Origin of the sequence: Actinoalloteichus caeruleus DSM 43889 (assembly GCF_000429185.2) — a bacterium.
GTDB lineage: Bacteria > Actinomycetota > Actinomycetes > Mycobacteriales > Pseudonocardiaceae > Actinoalloteichus_B > Actinoalloteichus_B caeruleus.
This window is the reverse complement of sequence record NZ_AUBJ02000001.1, coordinates 239,697-259,290: the sequence shown is the minus strand read 5'-3', so window position 1 is coordinate 259,290 and position 19,594 is coordinate 239,697. Positions and strand designations below refer to the sequence as shown.

Sequence of the window (19,594 nt, the reverse complement as noted above, 5' to 3'; positions counted from 1 at the left end):
GAGCCCCCGACGAGCCGAAAAAGCGTAGCCAGCCGGAAGAACCAAGGTCAACGTCCAGGTGGGCGGCTCCGTGACGCGCCAGGGTGACCCGTCGCCCGCCGGTGGCCGTGGGCGGTGTTCGCTGGCGATATCGGGCGACGGGACGGCGCGGTGTCCTCCGCCACACCCACCACGGGGTCGGGGTCGGCCCGCGAGCCCGTCGTCCCCGCCGATCTCGGTGCCCGCCCAGCGGACAGGCCGGGGCCCACCACCCCAGCTGGCCACCTCCGCGCTGGTCACCGAGGGGTTCGCTCCCGGTCCTGGCCGGGGCTGCCAGTGTCGTCACCCGGTGCTCGGGTCAGCCGGCGGAGGAGGTGGTACCGCGCGGCGGGTGGGCGCGGTCCCGAGTCCGCCCCCGGTCCGCCTCAACGGGCTGTTCCCACCGGGCACCACACGTTAGGGTTGCGCCGGCCCGCAGGCGGTCATGTGACGGAAGCACCCTTCCACGAGCCGGAACATCGTGTGGCGTGGGCACGCCACACCTGGCTGCCGGGAAGGGGCTTCACCTGAGTTCGGGAGGAACGATGTCGCTGGCCGCCCTGTTCGTGGCAGGTGTGATCGTCATGGTCGGGGCGACCATCCAGGGAGCGGTCGGTCTCGGCATGAACCTGTTGGCCGCGCCGTTCCTGATCATGATCGCTCCCGAGTTGGTACCGGTCCCCCTCCTCGTGGTGGGGACGCTGCACGCCGCCATGACCCTCGTCCGCGAACACCGCTCCACCGACTGGGGCGGCGTGGGTTGGGCGATGATCGGTCGGGCGGCGGGCACGGCTGTCGGGGTCTGGGCGGTCGTCTGGTTGCCGCAGCGCGAGTTCTCCGTGGTGGTGGGCGTGTCAGTGCTGGTGTGCGTCGTCCTCTCCGTCCTCTCCTGGCGTCCCAGCCCGACTCGTGGGGCGCTGCTGGTGGCCGGCACCGCAGGTGGCGTCTTCGGTACCGCCTCCTCGATCGGGGGTCCTCCGGTGGCCTTGCTGTACCAACGGGAGAAAGGGCCGAAGGTGCGCGCCACGATGGGCGCGTACTTCTGCCTCGGCTCGACCTTGTCCGTCCTGGCACTCGCCGTCGGCGGTCAGGTCGGCACGACGGAGTTGGTCGCCGCCGCCGCGTTGCTGCCCTTCCTCCTGGCGGGCTTCGCCCTGTCGGGTCCGCTGCGGCGGGTGGTCGACGCCGGTCTCCTCCGCCGCGCTCTCCTGGGTGTCACCGCCTTCAGCGCCGTGCTGTTGATCGCCCGCAGCCTGTTCTGGTGACCGCCAGGGGCCCGTCCTGGTCAGGGGCACGCCCACCGATCGGGCCGTGGTGAGCGCTGGCCGCCCCGGTCGGCCGGAGGCCGACGTCGGCGGTCCGGCACCGCCCCCGCACCGGCCTCCACACCGGACGTCGGTTCCCGGTGCCACCGCCGGAACACGGGAACGCGCCCTCCGGTGCCGGCGGGACCGGTGACCGCGCCCGGCCGCTCGCCCGTCACCAGAAATCACCTCATCAGGCAAGTGATCGGTCCCCTGAGCCCCCGATAGGCTGATCTCCGGCAGGCAGTGCACATTCGGGCTCGGCACCACGGCCCGCTCTGGGTGAGGCGAGGATGACAGGACAGTCCCGTTCCGGCGGCAAGCAGCAGAACACCACGGTGCGGTCCGTGCTCATCACCCTGGTGGCGGTGGCCCTCGTGGTGGTGGGGTACGTCGCCCGCGACCACCTGCCGTTCCTCGACGACCAGGAACAGGAGATCGGGTCGGGCCAGGGTGCTCCCACCCCGGGAGACGCCGACGGCGCGGCCGCCCTGCTCGACGAGCTGGAGATCGCCGCCGAACGCCCGATGCGCGGGTACTCGCGGGACCGCTTCCGGCACTGGATCAGCCAGGGCGACAACTGCAACACCAGGGAGACCGTGCTGGTCCGCGACGGGGTCGACGTCGTCACCGACGAGGAGTGCCGCTCGCAGTCCGGCACCTGGCACAGCGTGTACGACGACGAGGAGTTCGACGACGCCTCGGACCTGGACATCGACCACGTGGTACCACTCGCCGCCGGGTGGCGCAGCGGCGCGGACGAGTGGGACGACGAGCGGCGCGAGCGGTTCGCCAACGACCTCGACACCCCGCAGCTGATCGCCGTGTCGGCCTCCTCGAACCGGGCGAAGGGCGACCAGACCCCGGACCAGTGGAAGCCGCCGGCCACCGGGTACTGGTGCACCTACGCCCAGGACTGGATCGCGGTCAAGCACCACTGGGAGCTGACCGTGACCGAGCCGGAACGAGCGGCGCTGCTGGAGATGCTGGACCACTGCTGACCGAACGGTCCGCGACGTTCCCCGCCCCGGACCGCGCGTGTCGCCGGCACGGCGTCGACGACGTGCGACCGGAACCGCGCCCAGCGCCGCTCAGGTCGCGGCGGCCAGGAACACCGTGAAACCGTGCTCCGGATCCGTCCACTCGGCGTTCACCGCGAACCCGACGTCCGCCAGCTCGGACCGCACCCGCTCCGGTCGGAACTTCGCCGAGATCTCCGTCCGGATCTCCTCTCCCCCGGCCAGGTCGAGGGTCAGGTCCAGGGCGCCCAACCGGACGCGGAGCGGACGTCGGGCGCGCAGCCGCATCTCGATCCACTCCTCCTGGGGGTCCCACCGGGCCACGTGCTCGAAGGCGTCGACGTCGAAGTCGCCGTCGAGTTCCCGGTTGAGGACGCGGAGCACGTTGCGGTCGAACTCGGCCGTGACTCCCGCCGGGTCGTCGTAGGCCCGCAGCAGCGTCGCCGGGTCCTTCACCAGGTCCGCGCCGACCAGCAGCCACTCGCCGGTCCGTAGGTGGGACCGCACCGTGCGGTAGAAGAGCCGGCGCTGGTCCGGGTCGAGGTTGCCCACCGTCCCCCCGAGGAACGCCACGAGGCGGGACCCCTCGGCCGGCAGCGGGCCGAGTTCGCGGGTGAAGTCGCCGAGCACCCCGTGCACGTCCAGCTCCGGGTAGTCGGCGGCGATCTCGGTGCTGGACTGGCGGAGTGCCGACATCGAGATGTCGACGGGCACGTACCTGCGCAGGTCGCCGAGGGCGGTCATCGCGTCCAACAGGAGGCGGGTCTTGTCCGCGGAACCCGATCCCAGCTCCACGAGGGTGTTCGCCCTGGCCGACACCGCGATCTCGGGTGCCGCCCGCCGCAGGACCGCGCGCTCGGCCCTGGTCGGGTAGTACTCCGGCAACTGGGTGATCTCGTCGAACAGCTCGCTGCCCCGGCTGTCGTACAACCACGTCGGTGAGATCCACCGGGGGACGTCGGTGAGCCCCACCCGCACGTCGGCGCGCAACGCCTCGGCTGCCGCCCGCTCGTCGAGGCGGACGTCGAAGACGGGGCTCCTCACGAGATCACCGCCCCTGCCGGTGCCAACGGTTCGACCCGCAGGTGGTGCAGGTTGCCCTGGATGAGCGAGCCGTCCGGGACCTGCTGCCAGGTGGGCTCCTCACAGGTCGGTTCGGAGGCGATCGTCAGCTGGTGGCCGAGGTCGTGCCTGACCCACAACGAATGGGTCCAGGTGGTGGCGACGACGCTGGTGCCGTCGATGAGGAGCAGGTTGAGCCGGGATTCGGGGGCGAGGTCGAGGACGGTGGTCACGAGGTCGGCGACGGCCTCCGGTGGTCGTTCGCCCGCGTGGAGCCGTCGCGCCAGCAACGCGCACAGCAGGGCCGTGTCGGTGGCGGCGGGCAGGGCGGCCAGCGTGGCCGGGGGAAGGGTGGCGGCGAGGGCGTTGACCGAGTCCGGCCAGCCGGCGATGCGGCCGTTCAGGCTGAACAGCCACCGGTCGATGCGGAAGGGGGCGCACGCCGCCTCTCCCGGTGCCATCCCGGTGGTCGCCGAGCGGATCGCCGCGAGCACCGCCCCGGCGGACAGCCCGCCGGCCAGCTCGGCGAACCCGGGGTCGGCCCAGATCGCCCCGGCGCGCCGGTACCGGACGGGCGGCCCCGGCACGCTCGGGTACCAGCCGACACCGAAACCGTCGGCGTTGACGGTGCCGCCACCGCGCATGTCGCGGGGCGCCCACGACTGCCGGTACAGGGAGTGCTTCGCCGCGACCACCACGTCGTGCAGCGGGATGGCCGGCCCCAGGTAGGCCAGGTGTCGGCACACGGTCAGTCCACCTCCTCGGGGCTGGCGTCCCGCGCGCAGCGGAACCCGGCGAAGATCTGCCGCCGCCCCGGGTAGTCCCAGTTGCGGAAGGTGGCCCTGGCGACGGCGTGGTCGGTGCCGAAGCTGCCGCCCCGCAGCACGCGGTACTCCTCGCCGAAGAACACCTCGGAGTACTCGCGGTACGGGAAGGCCGCGAACCCCGGGTAACCCCGGAACGGGGTGCTGGTCCACTCCCACACGTCGCCGAGCAGTTGGTGGACGCCCAGTGGCGACGTCCCGGCCGGGAACGCCCCGGCGGGGGCCGGGCGCAGGTGCCGTTGGCCGAGGTTGGCGTGCCGGTCGGTGGGTGCCTCGTCGCCCCAGGGGTAGCGGCGGGTCTCCCCGCTCCTCGGGTCGAACCGCGCGGCCCTCTCCCATTCGGCCTCGGTGGGCAACCTCCTGCCGCACCAGGTCGCGAACGCCTCGGCCTCGTGGAACGACACGTGCACCACCGGCTCCTCGGGGGACACCGGTTCCCAACGGCCGAACACCCGCCGCCACCACCGCCCGTCGCCGTCCCGCCGCCAGAACAGGGGCGCGCGCAGTGCGGACGCGAGGCACGCCGCCCACCCCTCCTCGCTCCACAACTCGGGCCGCTCGTAGCCGCCGTCCTCGATGAACTCGACGAAACGGGCGTTGGTGACGGCCTTCGTGTCCAGGTGGAAGGCGGGCACGCGCACCGGGTGCCCCGGCCGTTCGTTGTCCAGCGCCCACGGCTCCACCGACGTGCCCATCGTGAACGTCCCCGCCGGGACCAGCACCTCGTCCGGACCAGGCGGCACGGAGGGACCGGGCACCGGCGGTGCGGTCAGCACCGGCTCGCCGCTCCGGAGTTGGTGGGTGGCCAGCATCGTCTCGTCGTGCTGCTGCTCGTGCTGCACGATCATGCCGAACGCGAAGCCGTCGGCGACCAGGCGACGCCCCCGCAGCGGAACGCCGGCCAGGACGTCCAACACCTTGGCCCGCACCGAAGCCACGTAGCCCCTGGCCTCCACCGGGGAGAGGAGCGGCAGGGCCGGTCGGTCCGCCCTCGCGTGGCGGAACGCGTCGTAGAGGTCGTCGATGTCGGGTCGGAGCGGGACGCGACCCCCGACGTCGCGGACCAGCCACAGCTCCTCCTGGCTGCCCACGTGGGCGAGGTCCCACACCAGGGGGGACATCAGGGGCGAGTGCTGCCGACGGAGGTCGCCGTCGTCAACGGCCTCGGTCAGGTGACGGGTGCGCCGGCGTGCCCGATCGAGCTCCCGCGCGACCCGGTCGCGCAGGGCGTCCTCGTCTCGGCGGTCAGGTCCCACGCTGGTGCCGGGTGGGGAGAAGGACATGGGTCGTCACCTCCGGTCAGGCGCCGAGCACCCGGGGTACCCGGGTGTGGACGAGCTGGTCGGTGCGCCGCACGACGTGGTCGAGGACCGGTGGCGGCAGACCGAGGTCACGCAGGCCCTGGAGGGCCAGGGTGAGGACGGACGTGGCGGTCCTGGCCAGCACCGGGTCGTGCAGGCCCTGGCAGGCCGCGGTCAACCAGCGGCCGCGAGCGGGTTCGGTGAGTTCCAGCAGCCGGTCGACGGTGCGATCCCGCGCGAACAGGGCGAGGACCAGGGCGGCCGGTACCACCCAGTCCTCGTCCGGCTGGATGTCGAGGTAGCGGATCTCCAGGTAGCCGCGCGGTCGGACCGGGGTGAAGAGCATCGTCAGGTGGTAGTCGAGGTCCTCGAACGTGGGCCTCCGGTGGAGCGCGCCGTCGATCCAGTCGCCGAAGGTGACGCCGATCGGCGTCGGCCACGGCTCCTCCCGCTCCCGGACGCACAACACCGGGGTCTCCAAGGCCCTCCGCGCCCAGGCTGCGCCCGGGTCGGCGGACGGGCCGCCGGGGCGGGTGCGGGGTGGGTCGGTGTTGTACAGGGTCAGCATCCTGGTGGAGGCCCACCCGCTGCGGATCCCGCTCAGGGTCGGCGAGTTGGCGAACGCGGCGAGGAAGACGGGACCCAGCGCGTGGACCGCCGCCCACCTGGCGGCCACCTGCCCGCCCTCCCCGGCGTCCAGGCACACCTGGAGGCCGGCCGTGCTGCACATCATGGTGAGCCCCGCCGGTCCCCGGCGGTTGAAGTTCGTCTCCATGGCCGCGTAGCGCGGGGTGCGCAGGAGGCGCCGCACCGGACGGTGCGGGTCGGTCCCCTGGCTCCCGAGTTCGAGGCCGACCGCCGCCAGCAGGCGGCGGAGCTGGTCGATGTCGGCGGAGGTGGCCGCGATCAGGTCGGAGGCGGCCGTCCTCGGCGCCGTGGAGATCTCCACCTGCCCGCCGGGCTCGACGGTGACGACCGACCGAGCGGCGAGGGGGACGTGGGGGCTGTCCGGTACCAGTGAGGGTGGGGCGTGCGGACCCAGGGCCAGCGCGAGGTGCTCCGCGCGTACGGGCCGGGTGGGATCGTCGTGGTGGTGGACCGTCCATTCGAGCTCGACTCCCGCCAGCCGCGGTGGGCCGTGCTTGAAGCAGACGGAGGCGACATAGGCCTCGGCCTCCACGCGGCTGCGAATCCTGGCGGACTCGACGTTTCCGGCCGGACGTGCGCTGCTGACCACATCCCGCGGGTTCCGCGTGGACGCCATCGACATCACCCCAGGTAGTCGGACGACTACCGAAACTACACCTCATCCGCGGAGCGCGCATCCCCGTCAGCGAGCCGGGGCGGTGTGACCGAGGACGCGCCGGCGGAGGTACCGGCTGGTTGGACCTCGATGTCGTCGACTGCGACGATCTCCCCATGCCACGGGTCAGCCAGGACCACCTCGACGCGCGCCGCCGCCAGATCCTGTACGGGTCGCGGGCGTGCTTCGCCCGTCACGGATACGAGGGGGCCACGGTCCGCAGGTTGGAGGAGGCGACCGGGCTGTCCCGAGGCGCGATCTTCCACCACTTCAAGGACAAGGAGTCGTTGTTCCTCGCCCTCGCCGAGGACGACGCGCACCGGATGGCCGAGGTGGTGGCGGAGCAGGGCCTGGTGCAGGTGATGCGCAACCTGATCGCGGCCCCGCCGGACGTCGAGGGCGACGCGCACCCCTCCTACCTGCTGGGTACGCGGCTGGAGGTCTCCCGCCGCCTCCGCACCGACCCGGACTTCCGGGCGCGGTGGGCCGAGCGGTCGAAGGAGTTGACCGTCGCCACCCGCGAGCGGCTGGCCCGGCAGCGCGCGGCGGGCAAGCTGCGCGACGACGTCGACATCGACGTGCTCACCAGCTACCTGGAGCTGGTCCTGGAGGGGCTGGTCTCGCACCTGGCGATGGGTCTGCCCGCCGACGACCTCGAGCCGGTGCTCGACCTGGTCGAGGAGTCGGTGCGGCGGCACAGCGCCAGGGCGTGACGACCGGGTCGGTGGTGGTCGGCCCCGACGACGTGCCCGGCTTCAGCGCACGCCGTGCATCCGGCGCCGGATCAGCGGGGCGGCCAGGACCAGGGACACGCCGAGCAGCACCGCCACCAGCCCGAGCACGCCGAAGTAGAGCAACTCGGACTCCGGGGAGTACAGCCGGACCAGCTGGGCACCGACACCCGAACCGGCGGCCACCGACAGCATGAAGAGCCCCACCATCTGCGCGGCGAAGGCCCGGGGTGCCAGCGAGGTGCTGACGGACAGCCCCACCGGGGAGAGCAGCAACTCCCCGCAGGTCATGACGACCAGGGCTCCGGCCAGCCAGAGCGGGTTGGCGCCCTCCTCGGGCAGGGTCGCGCTGGCCAGCATCATGACCAGGAACGACACCCCGACCAGGACGAGACCGCCGGAGAACTTGGTGGGCGTCCCGGGCTGCCGTGCGCCCAGCCTGGTCCACAGCAGGGCGAACAGCGGCGCCAGCAGGAGGATGGCGACGGGGTTGACGGACTGGAACCAGCTGGGCGGGATCTCGAAACCGAGGAGGTCGCGGTCGACCCTGCTGTCGGCGAAGGCCGCGATCACGGTGGACTGCTGCTCGAAGAGCGTCCAGAACATGACGCTGGCCACGAACAGGGGCACGAAGGCGAGGACCCGGTCGCGCTCGACCCGGTCCAGGCGCCGGCTGCGCAGCATGACCCAGAAGTAGCCGACGGGCAGCAGCACCGACAGCAGGCTCAACAGGTTGACGACGCGGCCGGAGGTCAGCCAGCCGCCGAGGGCGAGCACCGCGAGCACCCCCGCCGCGGCCAGCGCCGCGAGGCCGAGCCGGGGCAGCAGCCACCGCCGCTCCGCGGGTTCGAGCGGGTTGGTGGGCTCCTGGCTGGCCTGCCCGAGGTGCTTCCGGCCGAGCACGTACTGGACGAGGCCCAGGGCCATGCCGATCGCGGCAAGCCCGAAACCGAGGTGGAAGTCCGCCCTGCTCGCCGCCAGCCCGGTGAGCAGCGGCGCGACGAAGCTCCCCAGGTTGATGCCCATGTAGAACAGCGAGAAACCGGCGTCCTTGCGCTGGTCACCCACCTGGTAGAGCGTGCCGACGATGGCGGTGACGTTGGACTTCAGCAGTCCGGTCCCGACGATGATCAGGCCGAGCCCACCCGCCACCCCCGCCATCCCGGGAACGATCGCGAGCGTGATGTGCCCGCACATGATGAGCACCCCGCCGTAGAGCACCGCTCGTTGCGTGCCGAGCAGCCGGTCGGCCACCCAGGCACCGGCGACGCTGGCCATGTAGACCGCGGACCCGTAGGCGGCGACCAGCGCCAACGCCGACGAACGCGGCATGCCCAGGCCGCCGTCGACGGCCGAGTAGTAGAGGTAGTAGGCGAGGATCGCCCGCATGCCGTAGAAGGAGAAGCGCTCCCACATCTCGGTGAAGAAGAGGGTGGCCAGGCCCCGTGGTTGCCCGAAGAAGCCGCCGTCCGACTTCCCGCCGTCGCTCCCGGTCACCGCGCACCTCCCCCGCCGGTCCACCCGGACGGACGCCGCTCCGGCCTCCCCACCGTGCGGTGACGCGCGGTCGGGCACAACTCGGAACGAGGGCGACACGGGCGGTGACGGACAGTGGGCGAAATCACGGAACGTGCGGCCCGCAACCTCCTGAGGAGGGGAAATGCGCCACGATCCGGCGGGCAGGGCGTCCAGTTTCCGCCCGTTCACCCTTACACTGGCTGCGTTTAACACCAACTCGAATACTGAGGAGTGATGACTTCCGTGCCGGAAGCCGACTCACCCGGTAGCAGTAGCAAGCCGGGTCACCAACCCGGCTGTCCCAGCCCGGCCGCCCCCTTCCGGGGTGTCCGATGAACGACGTACTGATCAGCGTTCTCCTTCTCCTCGGCGTTGTCGTGATCACCGCGGGCACCTTCGTCTGCGTCGCCGCCGAGTTCTCCCTGACCACGCTGGAGCGGAGCACGGTCGACACGCACGTGCGGCAGGTCGGCGACCGCCGGGCGCGCAACGTGCAGCAGGCCCACCGCACGCTGTCCTTCCAGCTCTCCGGTGCCCAGCTGGGCATCACCATCACGACCCTGGTCACCGGGTACATGGCCGAGCCGGCCATCGCCCAGCTGATCAGCCCCGGCCTGAGCGCGCTCGGGATGCCAGAAGGCCTCGTGGGCGGCCTGTCACTGGCCATCGCGCTCTTCCTGGCCACCTCCCTGTCCATGATCTTCGGGGAAATGGTCCCGAAGAACCTGGCCATCTCCCGTCCGCTGGCCACCGCCCGCGCGGTCGTCGGCGTCTACTCGGCGTTCACCCGGATCTTCCGTTGGGTGATCGACGGCAGCAACAACGCGGCGAACTGGCTGGTCCGCAAGCTGGGGGTCGAACCCATCGAGGAGCTGCGCTCGGCGCGTTCCCCGGAGGAGATCAGCTCCATCGTGCGGGCCAGCGCCGCCCAGGGCACCCTCGACGCCGGTACGGCGGCGTTGCTGGGCAGGTCACTGCGGTTCGGCGAGCGCACCGCCGGTGACCTGATGACCCCCCGCGTCCGCATCGCCTCCCTCGGGCCGGACGCCACGGTGGACGAGCTCGTCGAGCTGGGCCGGCGGACCGGGTACTCCCGCTTCCCCGTGCACGGTGTCGACCTCGACGACGTGCGCGGCGTGGTGCACGTCAAGCAGGCCTTCGGGATCCCGGCGGCCGAGCGAGGCAGGATCCGGGTGTCGTCCCTGGCCAGGCCGGTTCCCACCGTTCCGGACTCGCTGGACGGTGACACCCTCCTGAACCGGCTGCGTGGTTCGGGGCTCCAGCTGGCGATGGTCGTCGACGAGTACGGCGGCAGCGCCGGCCTGGTGACCGTGGAGGACGTCATCGAGGAGATCGTCGGTGACGTGCGGGACGAGCACGACCGGCGCGAGGTCCCGGCCGTTCGCCCGCTGGGCGAGGAGAGCTGGCTGATCTCGGGCCTGCTCCGGGACGACGAGCTCGCCGAGGCCACCGGCCTGGTGTTGCCCGAGGGCGACTACGAGACCCTGGCCGGGTTCGTCCTCGACAGGCTCGGCCGGATCCCCTCCGTGGACGACGACATCGCCGTCGAGGGCTGGCAGCTGACGGTCACCCGGATGGACCGCCACCGCATCGCCGAGGTGCGGGTGGTGCGGACGGAGGCGGCGCGAACCCCGGCGCTGGAGGGGGCCGTTTCGGCCCGTGAGGAGGTCGCACGGTGAGCGGTTGGGTCGCGATCACGCTGATCGTCGTGTTGCTGGCGCTGAACGCCTTCTTCGTCGGCGCCGAGTTCTCCCTGCTGTCCTCCCGCCGGGACCGCCTGGAGGCCATGCTCGAACAGGGCACCACCCGAGCGCGGGTGGTGCTGGACGCGGGGAAGAACGCGTCGCTGATGCTGGCCGGTGCTCAGCTGGGCATCACCATCTGTTCACTGGCGCTGGGCCGGCTCGGCGAGCCGGCGGTCGCGGTGATGATCGAACGGGCGCTGGGCCCACTCGCGATCCCGGCGTTCCTGCTCCACACCATCGCGTTCATCATCGCGTTGTCCCTGGTGGGCCTGGCGCACCTGCTGATAGGTGAGATGGTCCCGAAGAACCTGGCCATCGCCACGCCGGAGCGCCTGGCGCTGTGGCTGGTGCCGCCGCACGTCCTCTTCGTCCGGCTGACCAAGCCGCTGATCTCCCTGTTCAACGTCGCGGCGAACGGGGTGCTGCGGCTGGCGAAGGTCGAACCGAAGGACGAGCTGGGCTCGGCCTACACCTCGGACGAGTTGGCGCTGCTGATCACCGAGTCGCGCAAGGAGGGCCTCCTGGACGACTCGGAGCACCGTCGGCTGGCCAAGACCCTGTCGTCCGCCGAGCGCACGGTGGCGGAGGTGCTCGTACCGACCGGTGAGCTGACGACGCTTCCCCGGAACCCGACCGTGGGGGACGTGGAGCGGGTGGTGTCCACCACGGGCTTCTCCCGCTTCCCCATCCTCGACGACGAGGGGGGTCTCGCCGGTTACCTGCACGTGAAGGACGTGTTGGACCAGGCCGGCGCCGACCCGTCGACCCCGGTCGCGGCCAGCCGCGTCCGGGGCCTGCCGGTCGTGTCCGCCGAGGACCGTCTCGACGACGCCCTGACCACGCTCCGCCGGGCGCAGAGCCACCTGGCGAGGGCGGTCGACAAGGACGGTCGCCTGTTGGGTGTGGTGGCACTGGAGGATCTGTTGGAGGAGTACGTCGGCACCGTGCGCGACGCGATGCACGTGGGTGCTCACTGACAGTGCGCGACCGGGAGGGGGGTGGCTCTCGCCACCCCCCTCCCGCCTGTCCGGGTCGTCATGACCCCCGGTGCCACGCGCGAGGCTCACCGCTGCCCCCCGGGAGTGAGCCGACGCGGCGGGCGCGGCGCCCGCCGGGTAACCATTACCCGACTGCCGCCCGCCGGGGTTAACGTTGCGCAACCGGATTAACACGTCCCTTGCCTCTCATGGGCTAAGGTCTTCGGGAACCAGTGCGGCTTCGTGGAATCAGCCACGCAATTTTCGTTACCTTTTGAAGCCATCTGACACGAACAGGTGGCTAGAGAGGACACTTAATGGCGCGACATCGCGGAACTGGACTCGGCTTCCGACGGAAGATCGCCGGTTGGCCGTTGTTCGTCCTCGGTCTCGTGGTGGTCTCCGTCCTGGGCGTCATCGGCTACGGCGCGCTCAGCGACATGGTCGACCGGCGTGCCGACGCCGAGGCGGAGAACTGTTCGGCGGGTGAGCTGGTCCTGCCCGTCACCGTCACGGCGAGCATGACCGAACCGGTCACCGCAGCGGCCGAGCAGTGGAACGCCTCCTCGCCGCGCGTGCAGAACCACTGCGTGCGGGCCGAGGTGCACACCGCGTCATCCGCCGCCGTCGTCGACGGGCTCACCGGCGAGGAGTGGGACGAGGAGCTGGCGGGGCCTCGGCCCGCCGCCTGGATCCCCGACTCCACGGTCTGGACGGACCGCCTGGCCAGCGAGAACAACGCCGTCCTCGGATCGCAGCCGCAGATCGTCGCGAGCAGCCCGGTCCTGCTCGCCGTGCCGGCCGCCGGCGCGGCCGCCCTCCAGGAGGGCGAGGCGACCTGGGAGACCGTCGCGGGGATGGCCCTCGCCACCGGTTGGGGCGGTGTGCAGCGCGCGGAGTGGGGCACCTTCTCCCTGGCCGTGCCCGACCCGGCGATGAACCGCGCCAGCCAGCTCGCGCTCCAGGCCGTGCTGGCGACGAGCAGCGGGTCCGAGTCCGGCCCGGTCACCGAGGACGTCCTCGACGGGGCGAGCGCCCAGCAGCACCTGGCGGCGGTGGCCGGAGGGCAACCCGCCGACGTGCCCAGCACGGGCCGGGAGGCCCTCCAGATGATGGACGGCGCGGACACGCCCCTCACCGGCTCGCTCGCCGCGGTCCCGGTCGCCGAGGTCGACCTCTACCGGCGCAACGTGGGCAAGGACGGGGCGGACGCGCCGCCCGAGGCCATCGTGGGCCTGCCGCTGGCTCCCACCCCGTCCGTGCAGTTCCCGTTGGTGTCGGTGAAGGACGCCAGCGGCGACACCGCGACCCTGCGCGCGGCCCAACGGTTCGGGGACTTCCTCACCGAACGAACGTCACAACGCTTCCTCGCCCAGGCCGGGTTCCGGGTGGCCTCGGTGACCGCCTACCCGGACCCCTCCCCCGGGTTGTCCTGGACCACGCCCATGGACACGCTCGAACCCGCCGAGCGCGCGGTGACGGGCGCGGTGACAGCGCGGTGGCGGGAACTGCTGGGTACCTGACCCCTCGGCCGTGGGCCGGGCACTCCCCACCGGAGACGCCCGCCGGGCGTCCAGACCTGGCCGTTCGACCCCGTCAGACGACCGCGAGCAGCCGACGCCCCACCAGCCCGCCCACGAGCGCGGCCGGCACCCGCACGAGACCGTCGGTCCGCCCGTGCTGCTCGAGGAGGGCCGTCACGGTCGGCCCCACGGGGAGTGCCGCCCCGTGCACGATGCCGGCGTACTGGCGGCCGCCCTCGCGCGGCCTGACCCTGGTGTTCGTCCGCCGGGCCAGGAAGGTGCCGCAGTCGGAGATGGTGGTCAGGTCGTGGTAGCGGCGACGGCGCGGCGACCAGACCTGGATGCGGACCGCCCGCCGCGCGGCGAAACCGAGATCACCGGCGGGCACCAGCAGGACCCGGTGGGACAGCTCCAGGTGTCGGAGGCACTCCTCGGCATGGGCGACCAGCCGGCGGAACTCCACGTCGAGGCGCTCCGGTAGGCAGACGCGGAGCAGGTCGACGGTCGTGGTCTGCCCCACGCCGGGCTGGCTCGCTCCTCCGCCCCCGGGGGAGCGGAGGTCGTCCACCCCCAGCTGGGGGCTCAGCGCGACGTGGGCGAGGGGCAGCCGCTCGACCGGCAGGCTCCGCCCGGCGTGGACCAGCGTCATCCCGATGTCCCCGCCCGGTGCGACGTACCGCGTCCCCTGTGCGGAGGTCAGGCCCACCAGCGAGGCCGGCGCGGCGGGTCCCCGGGGCCCCCGGTGGCTCATCTCGGGCTCCACGAGGAGCGGCAGGGACACCTCGTCGTAGCCGTGGCGAGTGCCGTGCAGGTCGAGCAGGAACCCGCCGACCACCCGTTCGAGGCGAGCCCTGGTCACGCTCGTGCGGCCCGGATCGGCTGGTGTTCGGCCGCCGGGCCGCTCGGCCGTGGTCGTCTCTGCCCGAAGACCCGCACCGGGCGCGCTCCAGCGGCGGAGCTCGACCGCGCACTCCTCGGTGGCGCCGTCGGGCACCCGGTCGTCAGGAGTCGCGGGCACGTCGAGCAGGAACGCGGCGAGGCGCTCCGACGCCGCCAGCGCCGCACTTCGCGCCGCCCGTTCCCCTTCCTTCAGCCCGCGCGCCTCGGAGCGGAGGGCGGCGAGGTCGGCCCCGGCCCGAGCGGCGGCGCGGACCCGGGCCGACACCCGGGTCCGGCGGTCCGCCGACACCGCCGCCCGCCGGACCGCCTCGTCCCGCTTCACGACCAGGGCGCGCAGCGCCGCTCGGTCCACCAACCAGCCGCGGCGCGCCAGCCGCCACGACGCGCCAGCGGCCGGATCCAACAGTTCACCGGGGTCGTACACCCGTTTGTCCCGACGACCGGTCCGCTCAGTCCTGGTAGGCGGACAGCGGCGGGCAGGAGCAGACGAGGTTGCGGTCGCCACGGGCACCGTCGATCCGCCGCACCGGGGGCCACACCTTGTCCCGGTGGCGGCCGGTGGGGAACGCGGCGAGCTCCCGCTCGTAGGGGTGCCGCCAGTCCCCGGCCAGGGAGGCCGCGGTGTGGGGCGCGTTGCGCAACGGGTTGTCCTCGGCCGGCCACTCCCCGGAACCGACCCGGTCGATCTCCCCCCTGATGGCGATCATCGCGTCGCAGAAGCGGTCGAGCTCCGCCAGGTCCTCGCTCTCGGTCGGCTCGACCATGAGGGTCCCGGCGACCGGGAAGGACATCGTGGGGGCGTGCAGGCCGTAGTCGGCGAGGCGCTTGGCGACGTCGTCGACCGTCACCCCGGTCGTCCTGGTCAGCTCACGCAGGTCGAGGATGCACTCGTGGGCCACGTGGCCACCCGCGCCCGTGTAGAGCACCGGGTAGTGGGGCGACAGCCGAGCAGCGACGTAGTTCGCGGCGGCGACGGCGGTGAGGGTGGCCCGTCGCAACCCCTCGGCGCCCATCATCCGCACGTAGGCCCAGGAGATCGGCAGGATGGAGGCGCTCCCCCAGGGCGCCGCGCTGATCGGCCCGACCCCGGTCGCCGGTCCGGCCGCCGGTTGGAGGGGGTGGTTGGGCAGGAAGGGCGCCAGGTGCGCCCGGACGCCGACCGGCCCCACTCCCGGTCCACCTCCGCCGTGCGGGATGCAGAACGTCTTGTGCAGGTTCAGGTGGGAGACATCGGCACCGAACCGGCCCGGGCGGGCCAGGCCGATCAACGCGTTCAGGTTGGCCCCGTCGACGTAGACCTGTCCGCCGGCGTCGTGCACCTCGGCGCACACCTCGCGGACGGTGTCCTCGTAGACGCCGTGGGTCGAGGGGTAGGTGATCATGATGGCGGCCAGGTCGTGGCGGTGTTCCCCGACGAGCCGGCGCAGGTCCGGGAGGTCGACGTTCCCGGACTCGTCGCAGCGGACCACCACGACGCGCATGCCCGCCATCACCGCGCTCGCGGCGTTGGTCCCGTGGGCGCTCGCGGGGATCAGGCAGACGTCGCGGTGCGGCTCGCCCCGGTCGCGGTGGTAGGCGCGGATCGCCAGCAGTCCGGCGAACTCGCCTTGGCTCCCGGCGTTGGGCTGGAGGCTCACCGCGTCGTACCCGGTGATCTCGGCCAGCCACCGTTCCAGGTCCTCGACCACGGACAGCAGCCCGGCGGCGTCGGATGCGGGGGCGAAGGGGTGCAGCCCGGCGAACTCGGGCCACGTGATGGGTTCCATCTCGGCGGTCGCGTTCAGCTTCATGGTGCAGGAACCGAGCGGGATCATCGTGCGGTCGAGGGCCAGGTCCGAGTCCGCGAGTCGGCGCAGGTAGCGCAGCAGCGCGGTCTCCGACCGGTGCGCCTCGAAGACCGGGTGGGTGAGGTAGCCGCTGGTACGGCGCAGCCCGTCCGGGACCGCGTCCGGTGTCCGCCGGTCCAGGTCGTCGACGTCGGGCCGCGGGTCGGACGGCACGGAGGCGTCCGACCCGAACGCTCGCCAGACGAGGTCGAGGTGGCCGCGGGTGGTGTCCTCCCCGCAGGACACGCCGACGTGGTCGGCGTCGACGAGCCGAAGGTTGACGCCGAGGTCGCGTGCGGCGGCCACCACCCGCTCCGCGCGACCCGGCACCTCCACGACGACGGTGTCGAAGAAGTGGTCGTGGACCACGCGGAGCCCGGCCCGCCGCAGCCCCTCGGCCAGCACCACGGCCATCCGGTGCGTGCGCAGCGCGATGGTGCGCAGGCCCTCCGCTCCGTGGTGGACGGCGTACATCGCGGCCACCACGGCCAGCAGCACCTGGGCGGTGCAGATGTTGCTGGTGGCCTTCTCGCGGCGGATGTGCTGTTCCCTGGTCTGGAGGGCCAAGCGGTACGCCGTGGCGCCGTCCGCGTCGACGCTGACCCCCACCAGCCTCCCGGGCAGCTGCCGTTGGAGCCCTTCCCGGACGGAGAGGAACGCCGCGTGCGGCCCGCCGAAACCGAGGGGCACCCCGAAACGCTGGGTCGAGCCCACCACCGCGTCCACCCCGAACTCACCCGGCGGGCGGAGCAGGGTCAACGCCAGCAGGTCGGTGGCGGCCGCGACCAGGGCGCCGCGCTCGTGGGCGGCCTCGACGACGGCCTCGAGGTCGACGACCTGGCCGGAGGCGCCGGGGTAGGCGAGCAGGAGACCGAAGAAGTCCCCCTCGGGCAGGGCCGCGTCGCCGCCCAGCTCCACGAGTTCCAGCTCGATCCCGAGGGGTTCGGCCCGGGTCCGCAGCACCTCCACGGTCTGGGGGAGGGTGTCCGCGTCCACCAGGAACCGGTCGGACCGGGACCGGCCGGCCCGGCGCAGCAGGGTCATGGCCTCGGCGGCGGAGGTGGACTCGTCGAGCATCGAGGCGTTGGCGACGGGCAGGGCGGTGAGGTCGGCCACCACGGTCTGGAAGTTGAGCAGGGCCTCCAGCCGCCCCTGCGAGATCTCGGGCTGGTAGGGGGTGTAGGCGGTGTACCAGGCCGGGTTCTCCAGCACGTTCCGCCGGATCACCGGCGGGGTGATCGTGGAGTGGTATCCGAGACCGATCATCTGGACCATCGGCCGGTTCCTGGCCGCCAGGCCGCGCAGCTCCGCGAGGACCTCGTGCTCGGACAGCGGCCGTTCGAGCCCCACGGCCGGGCTGTCGTCGCGGATGTCCGCCGGCACCGCGCGGTCGGCGAGCTCCTCGAGCGAGCCGACCCCGACGACCGACAGCATCCGGGCCAGTCCCGCGTCGTCCGGGCCGATGTGGCGGTCGGCGAACGGCGTGGCTCGCTCCAACTCGGAGAGGGCTGGTGTGGGGCGGAGGGCGTGCTCTGACGTCGTCATGACCGGACCTCGGTAGTCGTCGGGCTTCCCGCCTCCGGGCAGGATGGCGAGGGCTCCCCCTCTGTCGCTACCCGGCGCGCGGGTGCCTGAGAGCTTCGCCCGGTCCACCAGCACCGGACTTGCACCGTCGGCGGGGCTGGTCAACGCCGGGTCGGAACCCGCCCGCTCACCCACCCTCTTTCCAGAGGTGTCTCGTCCACGCGGTCCTGGCTGCCTGAGAGGTTCCGGGGAAAGTTGCTCCTTCGGCGCCGCACCGGCATGCGGTGCGGACTCTCCCGCGTGGAGTCCTACGACTACACGCGTCAGCCTACCCGGCCGTGGCGCGCCCGCCCCTGCCCGTGCGGATCGTCCCGCGCACTGGACCTCGGCCGCCCCTCCGACGCGGCGCCGGGGTCACCCGGCGTGGTCACCTCGGGCCGCTCCGGGGATACCGAGCCGTCATCCGGCCCGCCGGGCGCCCTGCCGCGACGCGCGGCTCAACCAGTGCGCTGGGCTCGCCGTCGGGAGAGCTCGTCGACGTGGTCCTCCTGGATCTCCATACCGTCGGCGCGTTCGGCGGGGAACTCGTGGATCGTTCCGCTGATCTCCCGCATCGCTCCGCTCACGGCGATGCCGAACACGCCCTGCCCACCCTGCAGGAGGTCGACGACCTCCTCGGGCGACGTGCACTCGTACACGGTGGTGCCATCGCTGAACAACGTGATCCTCGCGAGGTCCCGGACACCTCGTTTTCGGAGGTGTTCCACCGCCACCCGGATGTTCTGCAGGGACACCCCGGTGTCGAGCAGCCGCTTGACGACCTTGAGGACCAGGAGGTCCTTGAAGGAGTACAACCGCTGGCTGCCGGAACCGTGGGCGCTGCGGATGGAGGGCCCCACCAGACCGGTCCGCGCCCAGTAGTCGAGCTGGCGGTAGGTGATGCCCGCGATCTGGCAGGCGGCGGCGCCCCGGTAGCCGACCAGTTCGTCCGGCAGCAGCGAGTCCGGGAACAAGGCGCCCTGCTCACCCGGAGTTGTCTGGATGGGCGAATCCTCGACCACGCCTGCCTCCTCCTCGTGCGGTCCCGAGACCGACGAACGTCGCCCTGGTGGTCGATCCGGACCACCGGACATCTGAGTATGCACCTGAGGTGGCACCACGGGTGCGCCTCGTCCTGGATGACGGTAGGACTGGCGTGCGAACAGGTCAACGCGACGCGCGGAGAACTCCACACGCTGAATTTACGTTCGACCTTGGTGGGGGTGCTCGGGGGCCGCAACTCGAGGGGCACCATGATCACCCGATTGACTGAACAAGCATCCTTCAGCGGAATCGACCCCGCCGTCGCGGCGCTCGCCGTCCGTGGCGGGTGACGCGGGCGCGAGGGCTAGGTGTCGGCGCCCCGGAAGTCCTCCGGCGAGACGGAGTCGAGGAACTCGCGGAACTTCTCGACCTCGTCCTCCTGCTCGTCCGGGATCATCAGGCCGGCCTCGGAGAGGACCTCCTCGTCGGCGTGGATGGGAACCCCGACCCGGAGGGCCAGTGCGACCGAGTCGCTCGGACGGGCCGACACCCGGACGTCGCCGTCGAAGACGAGCTCCGCGTAGAAGGTGCCCTCGCGCATGTCGGTGATCCGCACCTGCTCGAGCTCCCGGCCCAGCGCGCCGATCACGTCCTTGAGGAGGTCGTGCGTCAGGGGACGTGGAGGCCGAACACCCTGCTGTTCGAGGGCGATCGCGGTGGCCTCCACCGAGCCGATCCAGATCGGCAGGTAGCGCTCACCCTCGACCTCGCGCAGCAGGAGGATCGGTGTGTTGGCGGGTAGTTCCACCCGTACGCCGACCACACGCATCTCGCTGCTCATCGGGCCTCCCCTCCTCCCGCGAACCACGTCGAGCGGACATCACACAATCGAGGATGGCGCACTGACAGCATCGACGCTACCCGCCTCGGGCTCACTACGCTCGTGATTCTTCGTGTCAACTCGGCAACCATCCT

At 72.2% G+C, this 19,594-nt stretch carries 15 protein-coding genes and 1 riboswitch; of the genes, 6 read left to right on the top strand and 9 right to left on the bottom strand.

Annotated features, from left to right (window positions below; translation table 11 throughout):
• Positions 1 to 563: 563 nt before the first annotated feature.
• A complete protein-coding gene (locus G443_RS01090; RefSeq protein ID WP_026418766.1) occupies positions 564 to 1,283 on the top strand; it encodes a sulfite exporter TauE/SafE family protein in 720 nt (239 codons plus the stop codon).
• 332 nt (positions 1,284 to 1,615) lie between these two features.
• The gene (locus G443_RS01085) at positions 1,616 to 2,323 is read left to right on the top strand and encodes an HNH endonuclease family protein (RefSeq protein ID WP_026418764.1); all 708 of its coding nucleotides are present in this window, start codon (positions 1,616 to 1,618) and stop codon (positions 2,321 to 2,323) included.
• Positions 2,324 to 2,413: 90 nt separating this feature from the next.
• On the opposite strand, the gene egtD is transcribed toward G443_RS01085, so the two are convergent.
• The 4 genes from egtD to G443_RS01065 are packed head-to-tail and all read right to left on the bottom strand — an operon-like array spanning position 2,414 to position 6,792.
• Complete coding sequence (egtD, locus tag G443_RS01080) at positions 2,414 to 3,385, bottom strand: L-histidine N(alpha)-methyltransferase (RefSeq protein WP_026418763.1); 972 nt, start codon at positions 3,383 to 3,385, stop codon at positions 2,414 to 2,416.
• Positions 3,382 to 4,149: an ergothioneine biosynthesis protein EgtC gene (egtC, locus tag G443_RS01075; RefSeq protein WP_026418762.1), complete on the bottom strand. Its 768-nt coding sequence runs from the start codon at positions 4,147 to 4,149 to the stop codon at positions 3,382 to 3,384. The genes egtD and egtC overlap by 4 nt, the downstream gene beginning before the upstream one ends.
• 2 nt (positions 4,150 to 4,151) lie before the next feature.
• The gene (gene egtB, locus G443_RS01070) at positions 4,152 to 5,510 is read right to left on the bottom strand and encodes an ergothioneine biosynthesis protein EgtB (protein ID WP_051313937.1); all 1,359 of its coding nucleotides are present in this window, start codon (positions 5,508 to 5,510) and stop codon (positions 4,152 to 4,154) included.
• A gap of 16 nt (positions 5,511 to 5,526) precedes the next feature.
• A complete protein-coding gene (locus G443_RS01065; protein ID WP_030105998.1) occupies positions 5,527 to 6,792 on the bottom strand; it encodes a glutamate-cysteine ligase family protein in 1,266 nt (421 codons plus the stop codon).
• A 155-nt stretch (positions 6,793 to 6,947) separates the two neighbouring features.
• On the opposite strand from G443_RS01065, the gene G443_RS01060 reads away from it, so the two are divergent.
• Positions 6,948 to 7,544 carry a TetR/AcrR family transcriptional regulator gene (locus G443_RS01060; RefSeq protein ID WP_026418759.1) on the top strand — a complete coding sequence of 199 codons (597 nt, stop codon included), beginning with the start codon at positions 6,948 to 6,950 and terminating at the stop codon, positions 7,542 to 7,544.
• Between the two features lie 42 nt (positions 7,545 to 7,586).
• Here G443_RS01060 and G443_RS01055 read toward each other — a convergent pair whose 3' ends face one another.
• Positions 7,587 to 9,059: a peptide MFS transporter gene (locus tag G443_RS01055; protein ID WP_026418758.1), complete on the bottom strand. Its 1,473-nt coding sequence runs from the start codon at positions 9,057 to 9,059 to the stop codon at positions 7,587 to 7,589.
• A gap of 353 nt (positions 9,060 to 9,412) precedes the next feature.
• On the opposite strand from G443_RS01055, the gene G443_RS01050 reads away from it, so the two are divergent.
• The 3 genes from G443_RS01050 (at position 9,413) to G443_RS01040 (ending at position 13,346) form a co-directional block, all read left to right on the top strand.
• On the top strand, positions 9,413 to 10,780 hold the full coding sequence (locus tag G443_RS01050; RefSeq protein WP_026418757.1) for a hemolysin family protein: 1,368 nt from the start codon (positions 9,413 to 9,415) through the stop codon (positions 10,778 to 10,780).
• On the top strand, positions 10,777 to 11,823 hold the full coding sequence (locus G443_RS01045) for a hemolysin family protein (RefSeq protein WP_026418756.1): 1,047 nt from the start codon (positions 10,777 to 10,779) through the stop codon (positions 11,821 to 11,823). Before G443_RS01050 ends, G443_RS01045 begins: the two co-directional genes overlap by 4 nt.
• 317 nt (positions 11,824 to 12,140) lie before the next feature.
• Positions 12,141 to 13,346 (top strand): substrate-binding domain-containing protein, encoded by a 1,206-nt coding sequence (locus G443_RS01040; protein ID WP_051313935.1) that lies wholly within the window; start codon positions 12,141 to 12,143, stop codon positions 13,344 to 13,346.
• A 73-nt stretch (positions 13,347 to 13,419) separates the two neighbouring features.
• On the opposite strand, the gene G443_RS01035 is transcribed toward G443_RS01040, so the two are convergent.
• The 4 genes from G443_RS01035 to G443_RS01020 all read right to left on the bottom strand — a co-directional run bounded on the left by G443_RS01035 (position 13,420) and on the right by G443_RS01020 (position 19,460).
• Entirely contained in the window at positions 13,420 to 14,670 is a 1,251-nt protein-coding gene (locus G443_RS01035) for an aminoacyl--tRNA ligase-related protein (protein WP_026418755.1), read from the bottom strand.
• A gap of 25 nt (positions 14,671 to 14,695) precedes the next feature.
• Positions 14,696 to 17,617, bottom strand: a complete 2,922-nt coding sequence (gene gcvP, locus G443_RS01030) for an aminomethyl-transferring glycine dehydrogenase (protein ID WP_026418754.1) — start codon at positions 17,615 to 17,617, stop codon at positions 14,696 to 14,698.
• 191 nt (positions 17,618 to 17,808) lie between these two features.
• A riboswitch (glycine riboswitch) is annotated at positions 17,809 to 17,905 on the bottom strand.
• Between the two features lie 188 nt (positions 17,906 to 18,093).
• Entirely contained in the window at positions 18,094 to 18,657 is a 564-nt protein-coding gene (locus tag G443_RS01025) for a MerR family transcriptional regulator (RefSeq protein ID WP_026418753.1), read from the bottom strand.
• A gap of 326 nt (positions 18,658 to 18,983) precedes the next feature.
• On the bottom strand, positions 18,984 to 19,460 hold the full coding sequence (locus G443_RS01020) for a bifunctional nuclease family protein (protein ID WP_016698100.1): 477 nt from the start codon (positions 19,458 to 19,460) through the stop codon (positions 18,984 to 18,986).
• Positions 19,461 to 19,594: the final 134 nt, after the last annotated feature.

What these genes read in the sequence shown, in the direction of transcription:
- G443_RS01085 (WP_026418764.1), top strand. Translation starts at nt 1,616, where the DNA reads ATGACAGGACAGTCCCGTTCCGGCGGCAAGCAGCAGAACACCACGGTG.
- G443_RS01060 (WP_026418759.1), top strand. Translation starts at nt 6,948, where the DNA reads ATGCCACGGGTCAGCCAGGACCACCTCGACGCGCGCCGCCGCCAGATC.
- G443_RS01040 (WP_051313935.1), top strand. Translation starts at nt 12,141, where the DNA reads ATGGCGCGACATCGCGGAACTGGACTCGGCTTCCGACGGAAGATCGCC.
- gcvP (WP_026418754.1), bottom strand. Translation starts at nt 17,617, where the DNA reads ATGACGACGTCAGAGCACGCCCTCCGCCCCACACCAGCCCTCTCCGAG.
- G443_RS01065 (WP_030105998.1), bottom strand. Translation starts at nt 6,792, where the DNA reads ATGGCGTCCACGCGGAACCCGCGGGATGTGGTCAGCAGCGCACGTCCG.
- G443_RS01020 (WP_016698100.1), bottom strand. Translation starts at nt 19,460, where the DNA reads ATGAGCAGCGAGATGCGTGTGGTCGGCGTACGGGTGGAACTACCCGCC.
- G443_RS01050 (WP_026418757.1), top strand. Translation starts at nt 9,413, where the DNA reads ATGAACGACGTACTGATCAGCGTTCTCCTTCTCCTCGGCGTTGTCGTG.
- G443_RS01090 (WP_026418766.1), top strand. Translation starts at nt 564, where the DNA reads ATGTCGCTGGCCGCCCTGTTCGTGGCAGGTGTGATCGTCATGGTCGGG.
- egtB (WP_051313937.1), bottom strand. Translation starts at nt 5,510, where the DNA reads ATGTCCTTCTCCCCACCCGGCACCAGCGTGGGACCTGACCGCCGAGAC.